Source organism: Neomegalonema perideroedes DSM 15528, assembly GCF_000374145.1.
Taxonomy (GTDB): Bacteria; Pseudomonadota; Alphaproteobacteria; order Rhodobacterales; family Rhodobacteraceae; genus Neomegalonema; species Neomegalonema perideroedes.
The window spans coordinates 971388-993572 of the sequence record NZ_KB893654.1 but is presented as its reverse complement, the minus strand read 5'-3'; the positions used below and the strand labels follow the sequence as shown (position 1 = coordinate 993572).

Below are 22185 nucleotides of genomic sequence, written 5' to 3'. Positions count from 1 at the left end.
GATTTCACCATCTGAAGCGCCACACGAAGCTCTCCTGTTCGCCCTCCGCGAGATGCAGGGAGAAAATTCGGCCGGAGCGGCTTCCGCTTTTCAGGCGCCGCTCATAAGAGATTTCGAGCCTCTTGCCGTCCTCCTCGCTCTCCAGAGCGACCCGCGCGCCCTCGGCGGGAGAGAACCAAAGTCCGTCCGGCTTCAGATGCAGGCGGCAGAGCGCGGATTCCTCCGCATGAAAGGAGCAGCCCGGCGCGGAGCGCCGCACGGCGGCCGGCTCTCCGCCGAGAACCAGCGCCTTGCCCGTGGGAGTCCAGCGCAGCTCCCGCAACAGCTCCTCGGGATGCTCGCCCTCGGCCGTCCGAAGCTCTTGCAGCGGCGTCTGACGGAACTCCCGCAGCAGGAGCCTCCGGCCGGAGGGATGTTCATGGTCGCAAAAGGGGCAAATCTGCGCCTCCCCGGGAAGGAAGGCGCACGCGCAAGCCGAACAAAACGGACGAAGCTCCGTCAGAGAGGCGAATTCGCCGCCCCATTCCTCGCCGCAGGAGGGGCAGGCGCAGAGATGGAGGAAAGACCCGCCGCAGCCCTCGCAAGGCGCGCAGATCGCGCAAGCCGCCTCGAAGGCCTCGGCCCATGCGTTGAGGCTCGGCCGCGCGCCCGGATCCCCCATCCCCGCCCCGAAGCACTCTTCGAAGAGCCCGCGCAGCTCCCGGCTGAGCGTGATCTCGCGCGGCAGGCCCCGCGACAGGGCGTTGCCGCGGTCATGCGGATCGTCGACCCAAGGCCGCTCGCCGCGCAAGGCGGCCTCCTCCAGCTCGGGCGCGCCGTCGAGGATCCCGTCGCCCTTGAGGGGATGGCCGAGGACGAGAAGCTGATAGGCCAAAACCGCAAAGCTCCAGCCGTCCGTCAGAGCGTCGGTTCCGGCTTCGCCGCGGACCACCTCCGGCGCGCCGTAATCGGGCGTATGAAGGCCGGTCTGCGTCCGGCTTGAGATGTTGTCCGCGTCGATCAGCCAGACTTCGGCGTGTTCCTCGCTCTGCGAGACGAAGACGTTCGCGGGCGAAAGATCGCTATAGGCCAGACCGCGCCCATGCAGATCCGCGAGGCTGCGCGCCAGCCGCGCGAGGATCCTCAAACGACGCAGCAGGCCCCCCGTGCGGATATAGGCGGGCAGGGCCTCCGGCGCGCCGAGAACCTCGACCGTCATGAAGGTCAAAGGCTGGAGCCCATCCATCAGATCCATGACGTAGCCGGGCTTCGGATCGACGATCAAAGCCCGGGGCCGCGCGATGCTCAGCCCGTCGAGCGGCTGGCGCATGACGGCGCGGATTCTGCCGCGCCATTCGGAAAGCTCCGCTTCGCCTCTGAGATTCGTCAGCTTCGCCAGAACGCCGGGCTGGTCGGTCGCCCAGACGGCTCCCTGCCCGCCCTCTCCGACGAGGCTGGTCAGCTTATAGCTCTGACCATGTTGATCCTTGACCTTTTCGGCGCTGTCGCGCGGGGCGTCCGGAGGAATCGCGTTCATGGAGAGATCCTGAAAATGGCGGCGAGGGTCTTGTCGTCCCCATGCAGCGGAGTCGGCCAATGCTCCAAGCGATCCTGAAGCCAGAGCTTCGCGCGGCGGCGGCTGCGCGCCCGGATGGTCGCGTAAACCGCGTCCATGAAGCCGCCGAGATCCTCGGGCCGGAGGTCGTCGGCGACGCCGTCCGTGGCGAGAATCACGCCGTCCCCAGGCTGGGAAAGGCGGTCCCGTAGAAGAATCCAGCGCTCCGGGGCGCAATTCTCCTCCAGCGCCCAAGTCAGATCTCCGAAGCTTGAGCGTTCAGGCGTGAGCCGCCGCAAGAGGCCGCCGCATCTCGCGAGCAGCAGGCCGTCGCCCAATTGCGCGGCCATGACCTCCCCCTGAGCCGTCGCGCGGGCGAAGATCAGCGTCGTCGCCGCCTCCTGAGAGGAGAGCGCGCCGAGCTCCTGAAGCCAGCCCGCGTGGATCTTCGGAATCGCCGCGCCCGGATCGGACTCCGCGGGGGCCTCCCTCAAAACGCGCCGGGCGGCCCGGCAGGCGCCGCGCGATCCATGGCCGCTGAGCCTCCGGGACCCCAAGCCGTCGGCGACGGCGGCGATCCACCCGCCCCGACATCCCCCCACCACGAGAGAATCCTGATTAGGCGCGCCAAGGTCGAGATGGCCCGGCCCGACGACGCTGGCCCCGCACACGGCGAATTTCATGTGAAGTCGAGATCCAGATCGCGCCCGTCCCCGTCTCCTGAAGGCGGAGAGAAGCGCGAGGCTTCGTCAGGATTCCGGCTCGCCGTGCGCGTGGAGACGCTCAAAGTCACGGCGCGGAAGAAGCGATGGACGTCCCGCGCGTTGCGCGCCTGAAACAGAGGCGTCTCAGGATCGTTGATGAAACGCTTGAGCATGGCCTCGTCGGCGTCGGAGCCGATGGCCATCGCGATGCGCGTCGCTTTTTGCGCCCGCTCGGAGGCCTCCAGCGCTTTGAGGGGGGCCTCCCATTCGTCGGTCGGAAATCCGTCGGAGACGAGCGCCACGACGGGCCGATAGGCGCGCGAGGGGATCGTCCCCGGATCCTCCAGCATGCGCAGCAGCAGCTCGAAGGCGCCGCCCATCGGGGTCGGCCCGGAAGCCCGCAGATCCGGGAAGCCCGCCTCGGCGAAGCTCTTCGCGGGAATCAATCCCTGATGCAGGCGCGCTCCGTCTCCGCCGAACCCGATCACCGCGATCTGAAGCTCGGCTCTCAGATTGACGTCTTGGGCGAAGCCGCCGAACATGTCGCGCAAAGCCGAGTTCAGAGTCTCGATTTTGCGATGCTCGGACATGCTGCCGCTTTCATCGGCGAGCACGATCACCGGCAGAGGGCGAGGCGATGAAATGATGAAGGTTTTGAGATCGCTTTTGGACATCGCCCACCTTAACGCGCCAAATGTTTCGGACAGGATCCGCATACACATGCAACCATTGCGATAGTCTTGATTTTCAAAAAGCGTTTCTTGTAAAGAGCTCGGGCCTTCTCCCGGCGGCGAGGCCCGCGCTCCTCGTCTCAGGCAAGCGCGGGAAATGAAACGAGCGTCAAAACTCCACGCCCGGCTGAGCCTTGATCCCCGCGCGGAAAGGATGCTTCACCACGGTCATCTCGGTCACGAGATCCGCCGCCGCGATCAGCTCCGGCTTGGCGTTGCGGCCCGTCAGCACGACATGGGTCATGGGCGGCTTTTCGTCGCGCAGGAAGTCCAGAACCTCCGCGAGGTCGAGGTAGTCATAGCGCAGGGCGATGTTGATCTCGTCCAGCAGCACCATGCGGTTCTCTGGATCGCGGATCAGCGCCTTGGCCTTCTCCCAGCCCGCCCGGGCCGCCGCCTTGTCGCGCGCGAGGTCTTGAGTCTCCCAGGTGAAGCCCTCGCCCATGGTGTGGAAGGCGCAAAGATCGCTGAAGCGCGCGAGGATCAGATCGCGCTCTCCGGTGGTCCGCGACCCCTTCACGAACTGCACCACGCCGCAGCGCATCCCATGCGCCAGACAGCGGAAGATCATCCCGAAGGCCGAAGAGGACTTCCCCTTCCCTGGCCCGGTCAGCACGATGATCAGGCCCTTTTCGCCGGTCTTCTCCTGCATCATGCGGTCGCGGGCGGCCTTGATCTTCGCTTTTTTGGCGGCGTGGGCGGCGGCTTCTTCGGAAATCGGGGCCTCGGGGGACATGAAAGCCTCCTTGACAAGAGGGATAGGGCGTGGCTTGGCTCGCGCCATCGCTGGTTCCCGCCGCAAGGCGGGCGAAGAGGGAATAGCGTCAGGGCCTTCCGGCCTCAAGCGCAGCCGCCCCCGCGACCGTGACCGGAAAGGTCGCCCATCACGCCACTGGCCCGCGAGGGCTCGGGAAGGCCGGGCGCCCGTCGGAGCCGCAAGGCTCCTGAATCCGCAAGCCGGGAGACCTGCCAGCCTCCGCCTCCTGTCCGCAGGGGGCTTCCGTCGTCGCGGCCGGGGAGCGCCGCTGTCGGGAGCGAGGCCGCGCCCGATCCGGCGAGCCTTTTTCCGATCCTCTCCCCGCGCCCATGTTCAAGCCCTTCGGGGCGCGCCTTCGCGGGGAGTCGGGGCCGATGCATCTTAACGCGACGCTGGTGGTCTGCTCCACCTGCCGTCTCCCGGATTCGGACCCGGCCGCGCCCAAGCGCGACGGTCTGATTCTGGCCGAGGCTCTGGAGGCCGCGGGCGCGCCCGTGCGCCGTCAGGAATGTTTGTCGGCCTGTTCGCGAGGCTGCGCCGTGGCCTTCACGGGGCCCAAGCGCTGGACCTACGTGCAGGGCGGACTCGATCCCCATCGCGACCGGGAAGCCGTTCTGGCCATGCTGAGCGCCTACGCCTCGGCTCCGGACGGGCTCGTCCCATGGCGCGAACGCCCTGAAGTCATCCGCAAGAACACCGTCGCCCGCGTCCCGCCTCTGGAGGTCTGAACCATGTCGCTTGAAAAAGTTCCCGTCACCATCGTCACCGGCTTTCTGGGCGCCGGAAAGACCACCCTCATCCGCCATTTGATGCGCAATCCTCAGGGGCGGCGTCTGGCGGTGCTGGTCAACGAATTCGGCGACGTGGGCGTCGACGGCGATCTGATCCGCGCTTGCGCCGACGCCGATTGTCCCGAGTCCAACATCGTCGAGCTGACCAACGGCTGCATCTGCTGCACCGTGGCCGACGAATTCATTCCGACCATCGAAAAGCTCATGGCTCTGGAGCCGCGCCCGGACCATATCCTCATCGAGACCTCTGGTCTGGCGCTGCCCAAGCCGCTGCTCAAGGCCTTTGATTGGCCGGGCCTGCGCTCGCGGATCACCATCGACGGCGTGGTGGCCGTCGCCGACGCCGAGGCCGTGGCGGCGGGGCGTTTCGCCCCCGACGAAGAAAACCCCGGCGAGGCGGGCGAAGCGGGCGCCGATCATGAGACCCCGCTCTCCGAGGTCTTCGAGGATCAGATCGCCTGCGCGGATCTGGTGTTGCTCTCGAAGGCCGATCTCGCCGGAGAGGAAGGCGTCGCGGCGGCTCGTCAGATCATTCTGGCCGAAGCGCCGCGTCCTTTGTCCATTCTGCCCATCCACGAAGGCGAGATCGATCCGCGCGTGGTCCTCGGGATCGGCGCGGCGGCGGAGGCGGATCTCGCCGCCCGTCCCTCGCATCACGACGGCGAAGACGAGCACGACCATGAGGATTTCGACACGGCGATCATCGAGATCCCCGAGCAGAAAGACCCTCAGGCTCTGGCCGCCAAGGTCGAGGCCCTCGCCCGGACTCAGAAGATTTTGCGCGTGAAAGGCCATGTCGCGGTCGAGGGCAAGCCTTTGCGTCTGCTGATTCAGGCGGTGGGGCCTCGGGTGCGCCATCAGTTCGACCGCCCTTGGGGCGCCTCGCCGCGCCAAGGACGCCTCGTGGTCATCGCCGAAAAGGCCGATCTCGACGTGGACGCCCTCCGCGCGGCGCTGGCCTGAGGAGCGGCGGCCCATGCATGTGCTCTTTCGCGAAAGCCATGGTCTGGAGGAATCCGAGGTCCCGCAGGATCTCGGTCAGCCTCCGGCCGATCTCGTGGCGCTGTCCTTCTCGGACAGCGACCTCGGGGCTTTCGCGGCGGGCTGGCGCAGGGCCAAAGCGAGCGGCGCGGCGCTCCCCTCCTTGAGGCTGGCGGATCTGGCGGCTTTGCGTCATCCGCTTTCGGTGGACGCTTATCTGCAAAACACCCTCTGCAGGGCGAAGGGCGTGCTGATCCGGCTGATCGGCGGCGCGCCCTATTGGGCCTATGGGCTGGAGCAGGTCGGGATTCTGGCGCGGACTCAGGGAATCGCGCTGGCGGTTCTGTCCGCCGACGGCCGCGAGGATCCGAGGCTGGACGCGGCCTCCACCCTGCCCGTCTCGACTCTACGGCGGCTGACGGCGCTTTGCGAAGCGGGCGGCGAGATCGCGGCTCAGGCGGCTTTGGCGCAACTGGCTCTGGCGGCGGGGCTCTATGCGGGGCCGGTGGCGGGAGAAAAGACCCTCCCGGATTTCGGCTTCTGGCTGCCGGGCGCGGGCTGGCTGCGGGAGGCTCCGGCGCGGGACGGGCGTCCCCTGATCTTCCTGAGCTTCTATCGGAGCTGGCTCGCCGCCGCCGACGTGGAGCCTCTGGAACGGCTGGCCGAAGGCTTCGAAGCGCAGGGATTCCAAGTTTTGGGCGGCTTCGTCCCCTCGCTCAAGGAGCCGAGGGCGGCTCATTGGCTGCGCGAGGCTTTGGAGGAGCTGCGCCCCGCCGCGGTGGTCAACGCCACGGCCTTCTCCGCTCGGACCGGAGCGTTTTCCAGCGAAGCCTCTTCGGCTTCGCGTCGTGAAAACGCGACCAAACAAAAGACCTACGGATCGCCGCTGGACGCCGCCGGGACTCCCGTGTTTCAGGCCGCTTTGGCCACCTCCTCGCGCAAGGCTTGGGCGGAAGCGGCGCGAGGGCTCTCTCCGGCGGATCTGGCGATGCATGTCGTCTTGCCTGAGGTGGACGGGCGCATCAATGCGGGCGTGATCTCCTTCAAGGCTCAGGAGCCGCGCGACCCCGAGCTGCATTTCGCCCGCAGCCGCCATCAGGCCGATCCGGAGCGGATCGCCGCCGTCGTCGCGCGCGTGGCGGGCTGGATCCGCATGGCGGAGACGCCGCCCGAAACCCGCAAGCTGGCGTTGATCCTCTCGACCTATCCCGGCAAGGCGCATCAGATGGCCCACGCCGTGGGCCTCGACGCCCTCGCCTCCGCCGAGGCGATCCTTGAGGATCTCGGCGCCTCCTCCGAGCCTCTGGCGGGGCCGTTGCAGAACGAAAGCCTCGCATGGCCTCTGGCGGATTACCGTCAGGCGTTGAAGACTCTGCCGGAGAAGCTCCGCGCCGATCTCGCCGAGGCTTGGGGCCGACCGGAGGAAGATTCCTCCGCGCAGGCGGGCGCCTTTCGGTTCAGGGCTCTGCGCCGGGGCGGCGTGATCCTCGCCTTGCAGCCCGAACGCGGAACGCCTCATCTGCGCGAGGAGGAATATCACGACCTCGCCCGGGTGCCGCGCCATGGCTACGTCGCCTTCCATCTCTGGCTCCGGGAGGCCGAGCGGATCGACGCTCTGATCCATCTCGGCGCCCATGGGACGCTTGAATGGCTGCCGGGGAAATCGGCGGCCTTGTCGGCGGAATGCTGGCCGGAGGCTCTGATCGGGCCTCTGCCCGTGCTTTATCCCTTCATCGTCAATGATCCCGGCGAGGCCGCCCAGGCCCGCCGACGGCTCGGGGCCGTCACGCTCGGGCATCTGCCGCCGCCTCTGGCGGAAGGCGGCCTGCCCCCCGCCCTCGCGCGGCTGGAGCGGCTGCTCGACGAATACTCCACCGCCGACGGCCTCGATCCGGCGCGGCGCGGGCGGCTCATCTCCTCCATCCGCGCCGAGGCTCAAGACGCAGGCGTCGAGGAGGATCTCGGCCTGACCTCCGGGGCGAGTCCCGCCGAGGCTCTGACCCGCATCGACCGTTTCGTCTGCGACGTGAAGGAAAGCCAATTCGGCGAGGGGCTGCATGTCTGGGGGCGCGGCTCGCCCGACGGGAAAGGCGGCTTCTCCGGAGACGCGGCCTCCATCGCCGCCGAAAGGGCGGTTCTGGCTCAGGCTCTGAGCGGCGCGCGGATCGCGCCCGGAGCCTCCGGCTCGCCTTACCGGGGGCGCTCGGAGGTTCTGCCCACGGGCCGCAATCTCTACGCCGCCGATCCCCGCGCCACGCCCTCGCGGGCGGCTCATGCTCAAGGCGTCAAGCTGGCGGAGGAGCTGCTCCGGCGCCATCTGCAAGACCATGGCGATTGGCCGCGCGGGCTGGTGGTGGATCTCTGGGGTTCCGCGACCATGCGCACCGCCGGAGAAGATTTCGCCATGGCTCTGCATCTGGCGGGCGCCGCGCCGCTCTGGGACGAGGGCTCGGAGCGGGTTTCGGGCTTCGAGATCATCCCGCTGCCGCTGCTGGATCGTCCGCGCATCGAGGTGAGCCTGAGAGTCTCGGGGCTGTTCCGCGACGTCTTTCCAGATCTGGCGGGGCTTTTCGAGGCCGCCGCCGAGGCTCTGGCCGCCCGGGAGGAGGCGCCGGACCTCAATCCCTATGTCGCCGCCCCGCCGGGGCCGCGCGTCTTCGCCCCCGCGCCGGGGAGCTACGGCCTCGCGCTGGACGCCGAGGATTATTCGCCCGAAGGCCGCGACCGGGCGGGCGAGGCCTGGCTCGCGGCCTCCAGCCATTCGGCAGCGGGAGAACCCGCCCGCGAGGCTCTGGAGATGCGGCTGCGCGGCGCGGATTCCTTCGTCCATACGCAGGATCTGCCCGAAACGGATCTTCTGCTGGCGATGGATTACGCCGCCCATGAAGGCGGATTCGCCGCCGCCATGGCGCGGCTGGGCGCGCCGGAGCCCGCGCTCTGGCGTCTGGATGCGACGCGCCCCGACCAGCCCCGCGCCCGCAGCCTGCCCGAGGAGATCGCCCGCGTGGCGCGCGCAAGGGCGGTCAATCCGCTCTGGATCGGCGGCATGTTGCGCCATGGCTTCCGGGGCGCCGCCGAGATCGCCGCCACGCTGGATCATCTGGCGGCCTTCGCCCATCTGACGCGGAAAGTCCCCGCACATCTCTTCGACCTTTATCACGAGGCCACGCTCTCCGATCCGGAGGTCCGGGATTTCCTCGCCCGCGTAAATCCGGCGGCTCTGGCGGCCATGGAGGCCCGTTTCGAGGCTCTGAGGGCGGCGGGAATCTGGATCAGCCGCTCCAATTCTCTGGCGGCGGGGGCGCGCTGAAATGGCCGGAGAGGTGAAAGGCTGGTGTCCGGGCGCGCGGCGGCCCATGGAGAGCGGCGACGGGCTGATCCTGCGTCTGCGGCCCCATGGCGGACGCCTGACGCCCGATCAGGCGCAGGCTCTGGCCGATCTCGCGGAAACCTACGGCGACGGGGCGATTGAACTCAGCGCGCGCGCCCATCCGCATCTCCGGGGCGTGAGACCTGAAGTCCTGCCGGAGATTCACAGGATCCTCGCCCGCCATGGCCTGCTCGACGCCGAGGCCGATATGGAGGCTCGGCGCAACATCCTCGTCGCGCCGCTCTGGCGCGCGGAGGACCATGCTTTAGAGATGGCGGCGGCTCTGGAGGCGGCCCTCGGCGAAGCCCCGCCTTTGCCCGCGAAATTCGGCTTCGCGCTGGATCTCGGGCCGCAGGCGATCCTCGGCGGGGCCTCGGCGGACATCCGCATCGAAAGAAGCCCTGAGGGCCTGATCCTGCGCGCCGAGGGCATGGCTCTCGGCGAGCCCGTGAGCGCCGAAGAGGCTCCCGCCAAGGCTCTGGCTCTGGCCCATTGGTTCGCGGAGAACCGGGGGGAAGCTGGACGCATGGCGCGTCTGATCGGAAGCGGCCTCCGCCCGCCCCTCGCGGCGGCTCAGACGCCGCTGACCGCCGCCCCGCCCGGCCTCGGCCCGCAGGCGCCTGGATTCCATCTCGCCTTTCCCTTCGGACGCGTGGAGGCGGAGGCTCTGCGGTCGCTCGCCCGCGCGCCTTTGCGTCTGACTCCTTGGCGCTCGGCGGTGGTCGAGGGCCTGCGGGAGGCGCCGGACATCCCCGGCCTGATCCTCGATCCGCTGGACCCGCTCTTGCGCGTCTCGGCCTGCGTGGGCGCTCCGGGCTGCGCTTCGGCGGAGGGCGCGACGCGCGATCTCGCCCGCAGCCTCGCGGCTCTGGTCCCGCAAGGCGCGCGGCTGCATGTCTCGGGCTGCGCCAAGGGCTGCGCCCATCCAAGACCCGCCGAGGCCACGCTCCTCGCGCGGCCGGACGGGCGCTTCGACTTCATCCGCGACGGCTCCGCCAAAGCGCCGCCCCATCTCACGGGTCTGGCCTCAGCCGAGATTCCCGCCATCTTGCGAGGCTCCTTTGCCCCATCTTTATGAAACCGACGGCGCCGCCATTTATCGCGCCAGCTTCGCGACCATCCGCGCCGAAGCCGATCTGGCCCGCTTCTCCGGCGCGGAGGAGGTGGCGGCGGTGCGGATGATCCACGCCTGCGGCATGGTGGATCTGGCGCGCCATATCCGCTTTGCGCCGGGCTTCGCGGCGGCGGCTCAGGCGGCTTTGCGGGCCGGAGCGCCCATCCTCTGCGACGCCCGCATGGTGGCCGAGGGGATCACCCGCGCGCGCCTGCCCGCCGAAAACGAGGTGCTTTGCATGCTCGGAGATCCCGCCGTTCCGGAGCTGGCGGCCCAGATTGGAAACACCCGCAGCGCCGCCGCCGTGGAGCTTTGGCGGCCTCGTCTGGCGGGGGCGCTCGTGGCCATCGGCAACGCCCCGACGGCGCTGTTTCATCTGCTGAATCGGCTGGAGGACCCAGAGTTTCCCCGTCCCGCCGCGATCATCGGCTGTCCGGTGGGCTTCGTCGGGGCCATGGAGTCCAAGGCCGCGCTCATGGCGGCTGATCCGGCGCCTTGGTGCGTGGTCGAGGGCCGCTTGGGCGGCTCGGCGATCACGGCGGCGGCGGTCAACGCCCTCGCGGGAGGCCGCGAATGAGCGCTCAAGGCCGCGTCGTCTGCGTGGGGCTCGGGCCGGGAGACCCCGAGCTTCTGACCCTGCGCGCCCATCGCCTCGTGAGCACAGCGCGGGTGGTGGCCTATTTCCGCAAGAAGGGGCGTCCCGGTCTGGCGCGGCGGATGGTCGAGGGGATGCTCGCGCCGGACGTCGAAGAGCTGGCGATGGAATATCCCGTCACCACAGAGATCCCTTTCGAGGATCCCGCCTATAACGGCGCCCTCGCGCCCTTCTACGCCGAATGGGCGGAGCGCCTGAAAGCGCGGGCCGAAGCGGGCGAAGAGGTGGTGGTGCTCTGCGAGGGGGATCCTTTTCTCTACGGCTCCTTCATGCATCTGCATGCGCGGCTCCCGGCGGAGATGGTCGAGGTGGTTCCGGGCGTGACCGGCATGGCGGGATGCTGGACGGCCTCGGGCCAGCCCATAGCATGGGGCGACGACGTGCTGACGGTCATGCCCGCCACGCTCTCCGAAGCCGAGATGGCGCAGCGCATCGCCGCCTCCGACGCGCTCGTGGCGATGAAGATTGGGCGGAATCTGCCGCGTCTGCGGCGGGCTCTGGCGTCGGCGGGAAGGCTTGAAGCCGCATGGCTCGTCGAGCGCGGGACCATGGAGGGTCAGAGAATCCGCAAAATGACCGAGATTCCCGCAGATGAGGAGGCGCCTTATTTCGCCATCCTCCTTCTGCATGGACAAGGGCGCAGGCCATGAAACCGGGAGGTTGGGTTTCCGTGACGGGGCTTGGGCCGGGGGCTGAAGATCTCGTCACGCCGGAGGCTCGGGCGATTCTGGCCGAGGCCACGGACATCGTGGGCTATGGCCCCTACGTCGCCCGCATCCCGGAGCGCGAGGGCCAGATCCGCCACGCCTCGGATAATCGCGTGGAGCTGGAGCGGGCAGCTCTGGCCTTGAGCCTCGCCGCCGAGGGGCGGCGCGCGGCGGTGGTTTCTTCAGGAGATCCGGGAGTCTTCGCCATGGCCTCGGCGCTCTTCGAGGCCATGGAGGCCGGGCCGGAGGCGTGGCGAAACCTTGAAGTGCGGGTCGTTCCGGGCGTCACGGCCATGCTGGCGGCGGCGGCGGCGGCGGGCGCGCCGCTCGGGCATGATTTCTGCGCCATCAACCTCTCCGACAACCTCAAGCCCTTTGGGCTGGTGCTGAAGCGCCTGCGTCTGGCGGTCGAGGCGGATTTCGCCATGGGGCTCTATAATCCGCGCTCCAAGGCGAGGCCCCGGCAATTCGCCGAGGTTCTGACTCTGCTGCGCGAGATCTGCGAGCCGGAGCGGCTGATCCTCTTCGCCCGCGCCGTCTCGACGCCGGAGCAGGAGATCCGCGTGATTCCGCTCCGCGAGGCCGCGCCCGAAATGGCCGACATGCGCACGGTGGTTCTGGTCGGCTCCTCGCGGACGCGCCGCGTCGGGCGCTTCGTCTATACGCCGAGGTCGGCATGAATCCAGTCCATCGCCTCTTCGACCCCGGCGACTCGCGGGCGCTCGGGCGCCTCGGGCCGCGCGACGAGGAGCACGGGCAGCCCGAGCCTCCGCGCGGCGATCAATTTGGCCTCGGCGCCGGAGCCGCCCGCGTTTTTGGCGAGGATCTTCGTGATCCTCTGGCGGCGCAGAAGCTCAAGATCGCCCTCCGGCGTGAAAGGCCCGCGCGCGATCACGATCCCGGCGCGCGGCAAAGGCGGCGGAGCCTCCGGCGGATCGACCAAGCGCAAGAGATAATCATGCTGCGGCGCCTGAGCGAAAAGCTCCAGATTCTGGCGGCCTATGGCGAGGAAGATCCTTTCGGGCGGAAGCTCGCGCAGGGCTTGGGCGGCGGCGGGCAAGTCAGGGACTTCGGTCCAATCGTCGCCCGGAGCGGGGCGCCAGGGCGGACGCTCGAAGGAGAGCAGCGGAATCCCGGCCTGCGCGCAGACTTGGGCGGCGTTGCGGCTGATCCGGGCGGCGAAAGGATGGGTGGCGTCCACCACGCGGCCGATCCCTTCTTCGCGGAGGAAGCGCGCCAGCCCCTCCGCCCCGCCGAAGCCGCCGATACGGGTCGGGAGAGGCTGAGGGCGCGGCGCCTCCACTCTTCCGGCGTAGGAGAAGAGCGCGGGCGAGCCCCGCGCGGCCATGGCGGCGGCGAGGCGCGAAGCCTCGGTCGTTCCGCCGAGGATGAGGGTCGGACGCATGAGTAAGTGGCTCTCCATCGTCGGGATCGGCGAGGATGGACCGGCGGGCCTCTCCGAGGCAAGCCGCCGCGCGCTGGCGGAGGCTGAGATTCTCTTTGGAGGGGCGCGGCATCTGGCGCTCGTGGAGCATCCGGACAAACGCCCTTGGCCCCTCCCCTTCTCCGCGGCGCCGCTGCTGGCTCTGCGCGGGCGGCGCGTGGCGGCTCTGGCCTCGGGAGATCCCTTCTGGCATGGAGTCGGCGGCGCCCTCGCCGAGGCCCTGACTCCGGGCGAATGGCGCGCCTTCCCCGCCCCCTCGACGCCCGCGCTGATCGGGGCGCGGCTCGGCTGGCGCATGGAGGAGGTTCCGGCTCTGGGCCTGCACGCCGCCCCCTTCGCGCGGCTGAGGCCCCATCTGGCGCCGGGCGGCCGGGTCGTCGCCACTTTGCGCGACGGCGCGGCGGCGGAAGAACTGGCCGCATGGCTGACTTCCCAAGGCTTCGGGGAAACGCGGATGATCCTCATGGAGCGGCTCGGCGGGCCTCTGGAGCGCGTCCGCGAGACCCGCGCGCAGGATTTCACCTTCTCTGAGGCGGCCGCCCCCGTTTCGGCGGCGCTCGTCTTCGCGGGAGAAGGCCCGACGCCTCCGCTTTGCTCCGGCCTGCCGGACAGCCTCTTCGACCATGACGGCCAGATCACCAAACGCCCCCTGCGGGCTCTGGCGCTTTCGGCCCTCGCCCCGAGGCCCTTCGAAAGGCTGTGGGACGTCGGAACGGGATCGGGCTCCATCGCCATAGAATGGCTGCTGGCCCATCCCACGACTCAGGCCGTCGGGATCGAGGCCGATCCGGCCCGCGCCGCCCGCGCCCGCGCCAACGCCGCCGGCTTCGGCGTCGAGCGGCTGGAGATCCGCGAGGGCCGCGCGCCGGAGGCTTTGGCGGGGCTTCCCGCGCCGCATGCGGTCTTCGTCGGCGGCGGCGCGAGCGAAGAGCTTGTGCGGGCGCTGTGGAGTTTGGTCCCGCAGGGGGCGCGGATCGTCGCCCACGCCGTGACGCTGGAGAGCGAAGCGCTCTTCACGCGCTGGCGGAGCGAGGTCGGCGGAAGCCTGATGCGGATCGAACTCGCGGAGGCCGCGCCTCTGGGGCGCAAGAGCGGATGGAAGGCGGCCTATCCTGTGGTGCAATGGAGCGTCATGAAATGAGGGCGGCGGGAATCGGATTCCGCGAAGCCGCGAGCCTCGCCTCCCTGCTCGACGCCCTCGCGCGGGCGGGGGCTCTGGAGGCCGGGCGCGTCGGGCTGCCCGCCGCCAAAGCCGCGCATCCCGCCGCGAGGGCTCTGGAGGAGACGGGGCGCCGCCTCGTCCTCATCGCGCCGGAGCTTCTGGCCGCGCAGGAGACCCTCACGCAAAGCGCCGCCTCCCGCGCGGCCTACGGCGCCGGGAGCGTCGCGGAGGCTTCGGCCCTCGCCGCCGCAGGCTCCGGCGCGCGCCTGACCGCGCCCCGCGCGATTTCGGCGGATCGCCTCGCCACGGCGGCCCTCGCCTTCTCAGGAGACCCTTCATGACCGTTCATTTCATCGGCGCGGGCCCCGGCGCGGCCGACCTGATCACCCTGCGCGGACGCGATCTGATCGCGGCTTCTCCAGTCTGCCTTTACGCGGGTTCGCTGGTGCCTGAAGCCCTGCTGAGCCATTGCCCGCCCGGCGCGCGGATCGTCAATACGGCGCCTTTGGACCTCGACGCCATCATGGCCGAGATCTCCGCCGCCCATGCGGCGGGTCAGGACGTGGCGCGGCTGCATTCGGGCGATCTCTCGGTCTGGTCGGCCATGGGCGAGCAGATCCGCCGCCTGAAGGCCCTCGGGATTCCCTTCACCGTGACGCCCGGCGTGCCCTCCTTCGCGGCGGCGGCGGCGGCCCTCGGGGCGGAGCTGACCCTCCCCGGTCTGGCGCAAAGCGTGATCCTCACCCGAACCTCCGGGCGGGCCTCGCCCATGCCCGAGGGCGAGACTCTGGCGAATTTCGCCGCCACGGGGGCGACTCTGGCTCTGCATCTCTCGATTCATCGCCTGAAGGAGATCGCAGAGGAGCTGGCCGCCCATTACGGCCCCGATTGCCCGTCGGCTGTGGTCTGGCGGGCCTCATGGCCGGATGAGCGCGTGGTGCGGGCGCCCCTGTCCGAAATCGCCGAGGCCGTGGGCGAGAGCATGGAGCGCACGGCGCTGATTCTCGTCGGGCGGGCGCTCTCCGCCGAGGATTTCGCCGAAAGCCGCCTTTACGCGCCGGATTACGACCGTCGATTCCGCGCGGGCCGCGCCGAAGCCGTGAAAGGTTCGTCATGATCCCCGGATTGATCGTCTCCGCGCCGCGCTCCGGCTCCGGCAAGACCACCGTGACGCTGGGGCTTTTGCGCGCCTTCGCCGAGGAGGGCCTGAAGGTCCAGCCCTATAAATGCGGGCCGGACTACATCGACCCCGCCTTTCACAAAGCCGCCTGCGGACGGGAATCCTTCAACCTCGACACATGGGCCATGGCGCCGGAGCTTCTGGCGGCTCAGTTGGCGCGGGGCGGAGACCTCGCCTTGGCCGAGGGCTCCATGGGGCTTTTCGACGGCGTGGCCTTCCCCGGAGAATCCGGAAGCGGCGCCACCGCCGACCTCTCCGCCCTGACGGGCTGGCCCGTGGTCCTCGTGCTGGACGTCTCAGGGCAAGCGCAGACCGTGGGCGCTCTGGCGGCGGGCATGGCGGCCTTTCGTCCGGGGGTGCGGATCGCGGGCGTGATCCTCAACCGCGCGGCCTCGCCGCGCCATGAGCGGCTTTGTCGGCTCGGCGTGGAGGCGGCGGGTCTGCCCGTGCTCGGAGCCTTGCCCCGTCGCGGAGACCTCGCCTTGCCCGAGCGGCATTTAGGCTTGGTGCAGGCGGCGGAGCATCCCGATCTCGAAGCCGCCATCGCCGCCTATGCGGAGTTCCTGCGGGCGCATTGCGACCTCGGCGCCATCCGGGCGGCGGCCTCCTCCCATGCGGCGGAGCTTCCGGCTCCCCGCGCGCCGAAGCCCCCCGCCCAGAGAATCGCCCTCGCGCGGGACGAAGCCTTCTCCTTCGTCTATCCGCATCTTCTGGAGGCATGGCGGGCGCAAGGCGCCGAGATCCTGCCCTTTTCGCCTCTGGCCGACGAAGCGCCTCCGGAGGCGGATCTCTGCTGGCTGCCGGGCGGCTATCCCGAGCTGCACGCCGGACGCCTCGCGGCGGCGACGCGCTTTCTCGGCGGGCTGCGGGATTTCGCGACGCGGCGTCCCGTCCATGGGGAATGCGGCGGCTATATGGTCCTCGGCGAGGCTTTGGCCGACGCCAAGGGCGAGCGCCACGCCATGGCGGGACTTCTGGGCCTCGTCGCCTCCTATGAAAAGCGCAAGATGCATCTCGGCTATCGCCTCGCGACCCTTGCGGCGCCCATGCCCGGCTATGAGCCCGGCGCGCGGCTGAGGGGCCATGAATTCCATTATTCGACCATCCTCGCTCAGCCGGACGCGCCTCTGGCCGTCGTCCGCGACGCCGAGGGCGCGACGGTTCCTGAAACCGGCTCCCGGCGCGGGCTGGTCTCGGGAACCTTCCTCCATCTGATCGGAGAAGCCTCATGAGCGCGGGATTCGTCTCCTTCGTCTCCTCCGGCCCCGGAGATCCCGATTTGCTGACCCTCAAAGCGGCGGATCGCCTCAAGCGGGCGGACGTGGTGCTCTTCGACGATCTGGCGGCGGGTCCGATCCTCGGCCATGCGCGCCCGGGGGCGGATCTCGTCGCGGTGGGCAAGCGGGCGGGCCGGGCCTCGCCGAAACAGGATCACGTCAGCCGCCTGCTGCTCGACCACGCCCGCACGGGCGCGCGGGTGGCGCGGCTGAAATCGGGAGACGCCGGACTCTTCGGGCGGCTGGAGGAGGAGATCTCGGCTCTGCGCGCCGAGGGAATCGCCTATGAGGTGATCCCGGGGGTCTCCTCGGCCATGGCGGCGGCCGCGGCGGCGGGAATCCCTCTGACGCGGCGTCTGGCGGCGCGGCGCGTGCAGTTCGTCACCGGGCATGACGTTTCGGGCGAGCTGCCCGAGGGGCTGAACTGGGCCGCCCTCGCCGATCCTCAGGCGGTCACGGTCGTCTTCATGGCGCGGGCCACCTTTCCGGCTCTGGCGGCGCGGCTGATCGCGGAGGGCCTGCCGCCCGAGACTCCCGCCTTGCTGGCGGAAGGCGTCTCGACGCCTGCGCAGAACATCACGCGCGAAGATCTGGCGCGCCTCGCCGCCCGGCTGGAGGGCGCCCCGCGCGGCGAGGCCCCCGCTCTGATCCTTTACGGAGCCCTCGCGCCATGAATTGGATCTTCGTCTGCCGCGAATGCCGGGAGGGCGGCGCGGCGCTCGCCGAGGCCGCCGCCAAGATTCTGGCGGATCGCCCGAATTGGCGCGTGACGCTGGCGGGCTGCATGTCGGGATGCCGGGGCGGGGCTTCTCTGGCGGCGCGGGCGCCGGGCAAGACGGCCTATCTCTTCAGCCCGGTGGAGCCCGAAGACCTGCCCGGACTCGCCGCCTTCGCCGCGCTTTACGAGGCCAGCCCCGACGGCGCCATCGAGGACGCCCGCCCCCTCGGGAGCCTGCGCCTGAAGGCTCTGGCGCGCATCCCGCCCCACCCTTTCGCGCTTGACCCGGAAGCCTGAAAAATGCGACTCATGCCGCATGTGCGAGGCGCTTCGGAGATCCTTTCCGAAGCTCCGGGAACGGGGTGAGAAACCCCGACCGCCCCCGCGACTGTAAGCGGCGAGCCCTCTCCGACGAAGCCACTGGCGCCCTGCGCCGGGAAGGCAGGGGAAGGGCCGCGACCCGCGAGTCAGGAGACCGGCCCCGCATGACCCTCAAACGCCGTCGGGTGGGACGGCAAGGAGCGATCATGACCATTTCGACCCCTGCGGAGCGCGCGGGCTCCGCCGCTTCGTCTCTCGGCGCGATTCTGGCGGCGGCGCTGCTCGGCGCGGCGCTGATCTTCGCGGCGGGCCTCGCCCAGTCCGAGACCCTGCATGACGCCGCCCATGACGTGCGTCACGCCACCGGCTTTCCCTGCCACTGAGCCATGTTCAAACGTCTGATCTCCAGCGCTTTGCTCGCTGGCGCTGCGGCGGGGCTGATCGCGGCTCTCCTGCAGTTCGTTTTCGTGCAGCCTGTGCTGCTCCACGCCGAGCTTTATGAAACCGGCGAACTCGCGCATTTCGTCCCGACGGATCATGGCGAGGCTTCTGGATCCGGCCATGACCACGGCGCGGCGGCGCCGGCTGCGGAGGCTTCGGGCTCTCCGGCCCATGCGGCGCATCCGGGGATCGACTTCGCCCGGGACGGCCTCTCCGTGCTGTTCTCGCTGGTGGTCTACGCCGGATACGGATTGCTCCTGACGGCGGCCATGGCTCTGGCCGCGAGCCGGGGCGCGACCATCACGGCGCGTCAGGGTCTGATCTGGGGCGTGGCGGGATTCGCCGCCGTGCAATTGGCGCCCGCCTTCGGGCTCTCGCCGGAATTGCCGGGCATGTCCGCCGCCGACGTCGTCCAGCGCCAGATCTGGTGGCTTGGAACGGTCGCCGCGACGGCGGTCGGGCTTTGGCTCATCGCTTTTGGCAAAAACTGGGCCTTCTGGGGCCTCGCCGTGGCGCTGATCCTCGCGCCGCAGCTCATCGGCGCGCCTCATCCGGACGAATTCTTCGGGCCGACGCCGCCCGAGCTTGCGGCGCAATTCGCCGGACGCGCCCTCGGCGTGGGTTTGGCGGCCTGGGCCTTCCTCGGTCTGGCCGCCGGATGGCTCTGGTCGCGCGAGCCGGAGACGGCGCTTGAACCGCAAGCGGCCTGAGCTTTCGAGATTCCGGGCGGCATGCGCCCCGGAGAGACGGTCCGGCGGGTCAGGCTCGCTGGGCCGTCTTGCGCATCAGATAAAGATCCATGATCCAGCCATGGCGCGCGCGCGCTTCGGCGCGGGCCTTCAGGATGCGCGGCCCGGCCTCGGCCAGAGGCCCCTTGTCGAGAAGCTGATCCTTCATGCCGAGCCTCGCCCCCCACCAGATGTCGATTCCTTCCGGCGCGAGATTCTGAAAGGCGCATCCGCCGTCGAGCATGACCACGAGGGTCTCGACGCCTTCGGGCCAGCCTTCGTCCCGCAGACGCCGCCCGGTCGTGATCTGAACCGAAGCCCCAAGGCCGTTCAGAGGAATCCCATGGGCCGCCGTGAGCATCTGCATCGAGGTCAGGCCCGGAACCGCCTCCACCTCCAGCGGCCGCCGCGCGGCCAGACGCGCCGCCACCCGCAAGCTGCTGTCATAGAGCGAGGGATCGCCCCAGACGAGCAAAGCCGCGCGCTCGGCCTCAGGATGCGCCGCGAGGGCGGCGGACCATGCTTCGGCGATGGCGTCGTGCCAGTCCTCCACGCCCTCCAGATAATCTTCGCGGGCGACGTCGCGGCGGGGCATGGCGAACTCGACGATCCGCGTTGCGGGATTGCGCAGATGCGCCGCGCAAAGCCCCCGGCGCAGCTCGGCCAATTCGGATTTCTCCTCGCCCTTGGCGGGGATCAGCAGCAGATCCGCCGAATTCAACGCCTTGACCGCCTGAAAGGTCAGATGGTCGGGATCTCCGGTCCCCATGCCGATGAGAAGAAGCCGCATCATGTCCTCTTTCGCGCTTGAAGATTCGCGTTTCTCCGAGAATCGCGGAGAAGCCTCGCGCCGCGTGATGGGGCATTTCGGAGAGCTTCTGCAAGGGCGTCTCGGGCCGGAAGGGCCTCTGGCGCTGATCACTCTGCCCTGCCCCAAACTGGAGGCTCGGGCGAGCCGCGCGCCGGGGGCCTTCGCTCTGGAGCAGGCGGGGCCTCCGGTCCTGACGCCGGATCAGGCGGCGGTGTTTCTGCATCTGCTCGGGATTCCCGTGGAGGGGCGCTTTCGGCTGAGCCTCGGCATGCCGCCCGGCTGCGGCTGCGGCGCCTCGACGGCGGCGCGGGTCGCTCTGGCGCGGGCGGCGGGAATCTCCGACGCCGGGCGGATCGCCGCCGCCTGCCAGATCTCGGAAGGCGCGACGGACCCTCTGACGTTCTCCGCGCCGGAGCGCCGACTCTGGGCTTCGCGGGAGGGCCGGAGCCTCGCGATTCTGCCGCCTGCGCCCGCCTTCGAAGTGGTCGGGGGATATTTCGGGCCGCCCCGGCCCACCGATCCCTTCGACCTGAATTTCCCCGACGCCGCGGATCTCGCGGCGGCTTGGCCGGAGGCTTGCGGCTCGGCGAAGGCGCTGGCGGAATTGGCGACGGAATCCGCCCGCCGGAGCCTCGCCCTGCGCGGGCCTCGGGGCGACCCCACGGCGGATCTCGCGCGCCGGACGGGGGCGCTCGGCTGGAGCATGGCCCATACGGGTTCGGCGCGGGCGCTGCTCTTCGCGCCCGGCGAGGCGCCTGCGCGGACCGAAGACCTCTTGCGCGCGGCGGGATTCGCCGCGCCTCTGCGCTTCCGCTTCGGAGGCGCCTTATGAGCTTCGCCCTCGCCATGATCCTCGCCATGGCCATCGACGCCCTGATCGGCTGGCCGGACCGGCTCTTTCGCCGCCTCGGGCATCCGGTGACTTGGCTTGGGGCGCTGATCGGGGCTCTGGAGCGGCGGCTGAACCGCCTCGACCTCAGCCCTTTGCGGCGGCGCCTCCTCGGGACGGCGGCGGCTCTGGCGGCGATCTCGGCGGCGGCGCTTCCAGCGCTGGCGCTTCAGGCCGCTTTTCCCAAAGGCTGGCTTGGAGTTCTGCTGACGGGGCTTCTCGCATGGCCGCTCGTCGCCACGCGCTCGCTGCATGACCATGTGGCCGCCGTGGCGCGGCCTCTGACGGCGGGGGATCTCGCCTCGGCCCGCGTCGAGCTGGCGAAGATCGTCGGGCGCGATCCGACGCAGCTCGACGAGGCGGGGGTCGCGCGGGCGGCTCTGGAGAGCCTCGCGGAGAACGCTTCCGACGGGATCACGGCGCCGATCTTCTGGGGCGCGCTCTTCGGCCTGCCGGGGATCGCGGGCTATAAGGCGGTCAACACGCTGGATTCCATGCTCGGCCATCGCACGCCGCGTCTGGAGGCTTTCGGCTGGGCCTCGGCCCGCATCGACGACGTCGCGAACCTGATCCCCGCGCGGCTGACCGGGCTGCTCTTCGCTCTGGCGGGGCTGAAGCCGCGCCGAGCCTTCGCCTGCATGCTCCGCGACGCGCGCAAACATCGCTCGCCCAACGCCGGATGGCCCGAAGCCGCCATGGCCGGAGCCTTGGGCGTCCGGCTCTCCGGTCCGCGCGTTTATGAGGGGCGCCTCTCCGACGAGCCTTGGGTGAACGCGGGCGCGCCGGATCCGGGGCCCCGGGAGATCGCGGCGGGCCTGAGTCTGATGCGCCGGAGCATGGGGCTTCTGGCGGGAGTTCTGGCGCTCGTCGCCTTGGTTTGAGGAAGAAGATGCGCGATCACGGCGGAAATCTCGATGCGGCCATGGCGGCCTATGGCGGCGATCCTCGGGAATGGATCGACCTCTCGACGGGGATCAACCGCCGCCCTTGGCCCCTCCCGGAGCTTCCCGCCCGCGCATGGACCGATTTGCCCACCCGCGCCGACATGGCCCGTCTGACCGAGGCCGCCCGCCTCGCCTATGGCGCGCCCGCAGAGGCAGGGATCGTCGCTTTGGCGGGGGCTCAGGCGGCGATCCAGCTGTATCCGAGGCTGGCGCGGCCCGGCCTCGCGCGGGTCCTCGCCCCGACCTATAACGAACACGCCGCCAGCTTGCGCGCCGAAGACTGGCGCGTGGAGGAGGTCGCCGGTCTCGAAGGGCTCGCGGGGGCGGATCTGGCGGTTCTGGTCCATCCCAACAACCCCGACGGCCGGACCTACGCCCCGGAGGCTCTGCTCGCGCTTCTCCCGCGCGTGGGGCGGCTGATCGTGGACGAGAGCTTCGTCGATCCCGCGCCGGAGCTTTCCCTGAGCCCCCATGCCGGAACGAAGGGCCTGATCCTGCTGCGCTCCTTCGGGAAGTTCTACGGCCTCGCGGGAGTCCGGCTCGGCTTCGCGCTGGGGCATCCGGAGGAGACGGCGCCGCTCGCCGCCCTGTCGGGGCCTTGGCCCGTGAGCGGCGCGGCGGTCGAGATCGGCGCGCGGGCTCTGGCGGACGCCGCCTGGCGCCGGGCGACCTCCGCGCGGCTCGCCGCCGAGGCCCTGCGTCTGGACGGGATCGCGCAGGCCGCAGGATGGGGCCTCCTCGGCGGAGCCGCCCTGTTTCGTCTCTATGAGACGGGCGACGCCGCCGAAGCCCAAGACCGCCTCGCGCGCGGCCGCGTCTGGTCGCGGCGCTTTCCATGGTCGCAAGGCTGGCTGAGGCTCGGCCTGCCGGGAGACGAGGAGGAATGGAGCCGCCTCGCCGCGGCGCTCCGCTGACGCCTCCCCGAC

24 protein-coding genes and 2 riboswitches are annotated in these 22185 nt (G+C 70.0%); of the genes, 18 read left to right on the top strand and 6 right to left on the bottom strand.

Going from position 1 to position 22185, the window contains the following annotated elements:
* Positions 1-4 precede the first annotated feature (4 nt).
* From B161_RS18950 to cobO, 4 genes are all read right to left on the bottom strand, one after another.
* Positions 5-1516, bottom strand: coding sequence for a protein kinase domain-containing protein (locus tag B161_RS18950; RefSeq protein WP_018633619.1), 1512 nt, complete (start codon positions 1514-1516; stop codon positions 5-7).
* Complete coding sequence (locus B161_RS0111810) at positions 1513-2217, bottom strand: PP2C family serine/threonine-protein phosphatase (RefSeq protein ID WP_018633618.1); 705 nt, start codon at positions 2215-2217, stop codon at positions 1513-1515. The genes B161_RS18950 and B161_RS0111810 overlap by 4 nt, the downstream gene beginning before the upstream one ends.
* Positions 2214-2912: a vWA domain-containing protein gene (locus B161_RS0111805; protein WP_018633617.1), complete on the bottom strand. Its 699-nt coding sequence runs from the start codon at positions 2910-2912 to the stop codon at positions 2214-2216. Before B161_RS0111805 ends, B161_RS0111810 begins: the two co-directional genes overlap by 4 nt.
* 166 nt (positions 2913-3078) lie before the next feature.
* Positions 3079-3705 carry a cob(I)yrinic acid a,c-diamide adenosyltransferase gene (gene cobO / locus B161_RS0111800; protein ID WP_018633616.1) on the bottom strand — a complete coding sequence of 209 codons (627 nt, stop codon included), beginning with the start codon at positions 3703-3705 and terminating at the stop codon, positions 3079-3081.
* Between the two features lie 34 nt (positions 3706-3739).
* Positions 3740-3957, top strand: a riboswitch (cobalamin riboswitch).
* 143 nt (positions 3958-4100) lie between these two features.
* Here cobO and B161_RS0111795 point away from each other — a divergent pair.
* From B161_RS0111795 to cobJ, 7 genes are read left to right on the top strand one after another with little or no spacing between them, the layout of a single operon-like run.
* Positions 4101-4454, top strand: a complete 354-nt coding sequence (locus B161_RS0111795; protein WP_018633615.1) for a DUF1636 domain-containing protein — start codon at positions 4101-4103, stop codon at positions 4452-4454.
* 3 nt (positions 4455-4457) lie between these two features.
* Complete coding sequence (gene cobW / locus B161_RS0111790) at positions 4458-5480, top strand: cobalamin biosynthesis protein CobW (RefSeq protein ID WP_018633614.1); 1023 nt, start codon at positions 4458-4460, stop codon at positions 5478-5480.
* A 13-nt stretch (positions 5481-5493) separates the two neighbouring features.
* Positions 5494-8808 carry a cobaltochelatase subunit CobN gene (cobN, locus tag B161_RS0111785; protein ID WP_018633613.1) on the top strand — a complete coding sequence of 1105 codons (3315 nt, stop codon included), beginning with the start codon at positions 5494-5496 and terminating at the stop codon, positions 8806-8808.
* Position 8809: 1 nt separating this feature from the next.
* Positions 8810-9946: a hypothetical protein gene (locus B161_RS0111780; RefSeq protein WP_018633612.1), complete on the top strand. Its 1137-nt coding sequence runs from the start codon at positions 8810-8812 to the stop codon at positions 9944-9946.
* Positions 9930-10559 (top strand): precorrin-8X methylmutase, encoded by a 630-nt coding sequence (locus B161_RS0111775; protein WP_018633611.1) that lies wholly within the window; start codon positions 9930-9932, stop codon positions 10557-10559. Before B161_RS0111780 ends, B161_RS0111775 begins: the two co-directional genes overlap by 17 nt.
* Positions 10556-11287, top strand: coding sequence for a precorrin-2 C(20)-methyltransferase (locus B161_RS0111770; RefSeq protein ID WP_018633610.1), 732 nt, complete (start codon positions 10556-10558; stop codon positions 11285-11287). Before B161_RS0111775 ends, B161_RS0111770 begins: the two co-directional genes overlap by 4 nt.
* Positions 11284-12024 carry a precorrin-3B C(17)-methyltransferase gene (gene cobJ, locus B161_RS0111765; RefSeq protein WP_040789563.1) on the top strand — a complete coding sequence of 247 codons (741 nt, stop codon included), beginning with the start codon at positions 11284-11286 and terminating at the stop codon, positions 12022-12024. The genes B161_RS0111770 and cobJ overlap by 4 nt, the downstream gene beginning before the upstream one ends.
* Here cobJ and B161_RS0111760 read toward each other — a convergent pair.
* The gene (locus tag B161_RS0111760) at positions 12003-12749 is read right to left on the bottom strand and encodes a cobalt-precorrin-6A reductase (RefSeq protein WP_018633608.1); all 747 of its coding nucleotides are present in this window, start codon (positions 12747-12749) and stop codon (positions 12003-12005) included. The genes cobJ and B161_RS0111760 overlap by 22 nt on opposite strands.
* Here B161_RS0111760 and cbiE point away from each other — a divergent pair.
* The 8 genes from cbiE (at position 12748) to B161_RS0111720 (ending at position 18597) form a co-directional block, all read left to right on the top strand.
* On the top strand, positions 12748-13929 hold the full coding sequence (gene cbiE, locus B161_RS0111755; protein ID WP_018633607.1) for a precorrin-6y C5,15-methyltransferase (decarboxylating) subunit CbiE: 1182 nt from the start codon (positions 12748-12750) through the stop codon (positions 13927-13929). The genes B161_RS0111760 and cbiE overlap by 2 nt on opposite strands.
* Positions 13926-14291, top strand: coding sequence for a cobalamin biosynthesis protein (locus B161_RS0111750; RefSeq protein ID WP_018633606.1), 366 nt, complete (start codon positions 13926-13928; stop codon positions 14289-14291). Before cbiE ends, B161_RS0111750 begins: the two co-directional genes overlap by 4 nt.
* Positions 14288-15067, top strand: coding sequence for a precorrin-4 C(11)-methyltransferase (cobM, locus tag B161_RS0111745; RefSeq protein WP_018633605.1), 780 nt, complete (start codon positions 14288-14290; stop codon positions 15065-15067). The genes B161_RS0111750 and cobM overlap by 4 nt, the downstream gene beginning before the upstream one ends.
* Positions 15064-16362 (top strand): cobyrinate a,c-diamide synthase, encoded by a 1299-nt coding sequence (locus tag B161_RS0111740; RefSeq protein ID WP_018633604.1) that lies wholly within the window; start codon positions 15064-15066, stop codon positions 16360-16362. Before cobM ends, B161_RS0111740 begins: the two co-directional genes overlap by 4 nt.
* Positions 16359-17081 carry a uroporphyrinogen-III C-methyltransferase gene (gene cobA / locus B161_RS0111735; RefSeq protein ID WP_018633603.1) on the top strand — a complete coding sequence of 241 codons (723 nt, stop codon included), beginning with the start codon at positions 16359-16361 and terminating at the stop codon, positions 17079-17081. The genes B161_RS0111740 and cobA overlap by 4 nt, the downstream gene beginning before the upstream one ends.
* Positions 17078-17422, top strand: coding sequence for a DUF1636 family protein (locus B161_RS0111730; RefSeq protein ID WP_018633602.1), 345 nt, complete (start codon positions 17078-17080; stop codon positions 17420-17422). The genes cobA and B161_RS0111730 overlap by 4 nt, the downstream gene beginning before the upstream one ends.
* Positions 17423-17431: 9 nt before the next feature.
* Positions 17432-17623: riboswitch (cobalamin riboswitch) on the top strand.
* A gap of 29 nt (positions 17624-17652) precedes the next feature.
* A complete protein-coding gene (locus B161_RS0111725; RefSeq protein ID WP_018633601.1) occupies positions 17653-17829 on the top strand; it encodes a CbtB domain-containing protein in 177 nt (58 codons plus the stop codon).
* A gap of 3 nt (positions 17830-17832) precedes the next feature.
* Complete coding sequence (locus B161_RS0111720) at positions 17833-18597, top strand: CbtA family protein (RefSeq protein ID WP_018633600.1); 765 nt, start codon at positions 17833-17835, stop codon at positions 18595-18597.
* Between the two features lie 49 nt (positions 18598-18646).
* Here the strand turns inward: B161_RS0111720 and cobF are convergent, their stop codons facing one another.
* The gene (gene cobF / locus B161_RS0111715) at positions 18647-19408 is read right to left on the bottom strand and encodes a precorrin-6A synthase (deacetylating) (RefSeq protein WP_018633599.1); all 762 of its coding nucleotides are present in this window, start codon (positions 19406-19408) and stop codon (positions 18647-18649) included.
* Here cobF and B161_RS17910 point away from each other — a divergent pair.
* The 3 genes from B161_RS17910 to cobD are packed head-to-tail and all read left to right on the top strand — an operon-like array spanning position 19407 to position 22173.
* On the top strand, positions 19407-20258 hold the full coding sequence (locus B161_RS17910) for a hypothetical protein (RefSeq protein ID WP_018633598.1): 852 nt from the start codon (positions 19407-19409) through the stop codon (positions 20256-20258). The genes cobF and B161_RS17910 overlap by 2 nt on opposite strands.
* Positions 20255-21196, top strand: coding sequence for an adenosylcobinamide-phosphate synthase CbiB (cbiB, locus tag B161_RS0111705; RefSeq protein WP_018633597.1), 942 nt, complete (start codon positions 20255-20257; stop codon positions 21194-21196). The genes B161_RS17910 and cbiB overlap by 4 nt, the downstream gene beginning before the upstream one ends.
* Positions 21197-21204: 8 nt before the next feature.
* Positions 21205-22173 carry a threonine-phosphate decarboxylase CobD gene (gene cobD / locus B161_RS0111700; RefSeq protein ID WP_018633596.1) on the top strand — a complete coding sequence of 323 codons (969 nt, stop codon included), beginning with the start codon at positions 21205-21207 and terminating at the stop codon, positions 22171-22173.
* Positions 22174-22185: the final 12 nt, after the last annotated feature.

Coding starts and splice junctions, on each gene's coding strand:
- B161_RS0111750 (WP_018633606.1), top strand. CDS start 13,926: ATGAGGGCGGCGGGAATCGGATTCCGCGAAGCCGCGAGCCTCGCCTCC.
- B161_RS0111730 (WP_018633602.1), top strand. CDS start 17,078: ATGAATTGGATCTTCGTCTGCCGCGAATGCCGGGAGGGCGGCGCGGCG.
- B161_RS17910 (WP_018633598.1), top strand. CDS start 19,407: ATGTCCTCTTTCGCGCTTGAAGATTCGCGTTTCTCCGAGAATCGCGGA.
- B161_RS0111780 (WP_018633612.1), top strand. CDS start 8,810: ATGGCCGGAGAGGTGAAAGGCTGGTGTCCGGGCGCGCGGCGGCCCATG.
- B161_RS0111725 (WP_018633601.1), top strand. CDS start 17,653: ATGACCATTTCGACCCCTGCGGAGCGCGCGGGCTCCGCCGCTTCGTCT.
- B161_RS18950 (WP_018633619.1), bottom strand. CDS start 1,516: ATGAACGCGATTCCTCCGGACGCCCCGCGCGACAGCGCCGAAAAGGTC.
- cobM (WP_018633605.1), top strand. CDS start 14,288: ATGACCGTTCATTTCATCGGCGCGGGCCCCGGCGCGGCCGACCTGATC.
- B161_RS0111770 (WP_018633610.1), top strand. CDS start 10,556: ATGAGCGCTCAAGGCCGCGTCGTCTGCGTGGGGCTCGGGCCGGGAGAC.
- B161_RS0111740 (WP_018633604.1), top strand. CDS start 15,064: ATGATCCCCGGATTGATCGTCTCCGCGCCGCGCTCCGGCTCCGGCAAG.
- B161_RS0111720 (WP_018633600.1), top strand. CDS start 17,833: ATGTTCAAACGTCTGATCTCCAGCGCTTTGCTCGCTGGCGCTGCGGCG.
- cobW (WP_018633614.1), top strand. CDS start 4,458: ATGTCGCTTGAAAAAGTTCCCGTCACCATCGTCACCGGCTTTCTGGGC.
- cobN (WP_018633613.1), top strand. CDS start 5,494: ATGCATGTGCTCTTTCGCGAAAGCCATGGTCTGGAGGAATCCGAGGTC.
- B161_RS0111795 (WP_018633615.1), top strand. CDS start 4,101: ATGCATCTTAACGCGACGCTGGTGGTCTGCTCCACCTGCCGTCTCCCG.
- cobO (WP_018633616.1), bottom strand. CDS start 3,705: ATGTCCCCCGAGGCCCCGATTTCCGAAGAAGCCGCCGCCCACGCCGCC.
- cbiB (WP_018633597.1), top strand. CDS start 20,255: ATGAGCTTCGCCCTCGCCATGATCCTCGCCATGGCCATCGACGCCCTG.
- cobA (WP_018633603.1), top strand. CDS start 16,359: ATGAGCGCGGGATTCGTCTCCTTCGTCTCCTCCGGCCCCGGAGATCCC.
- cobD (WP_018633596.1), top strand. CDS start 21,205: ATGCGCGATCACGGCGGAAATCTCGATGCGGCCATGGCGGCCTATGGC.
- B161_RS0111810 (WP_018633618.1), bottom strand. CDS start 2,217: ATGAAATTCGCCGTGTGCGGGGCCAGCGTCGTCGGGCCGGGCCATCTC.
- B161_RS0111760 (WP_018633608.1), bottom strand. CDS start 12,749: ATGCGTCCGACCCTCATCCTCGGCGGAACGACCGAGGCTTCGCGCCTC.
- cobJ (WP_040789563.1), top strand. CDS start 11,284: ATGAAACCGGGAGGTTGGGTTTCCGTGACGGGGCTTGGGCCGGGGGCT.
- cobF (WP_018633599.1), bottom strand. CDS start 19,408: ATGATGCGGCTTCTTCTCATCGGCATGGGGACCGGAGATCCCGACCAT.
- B161_RS0111805 (WP_018633617.1), bottom strand. CDS start 2,912: ATGTCCAAAAGCGATCTCAAAACCTTCATCATTTCATCGCCTCGCCCT.
- cbiE (WP_018633607.1), top strand. CDS start 12,748: ATGAGTAAGTGGCTCTCCATCGTCGGGATCGGCGAGGATGGACCGGCG.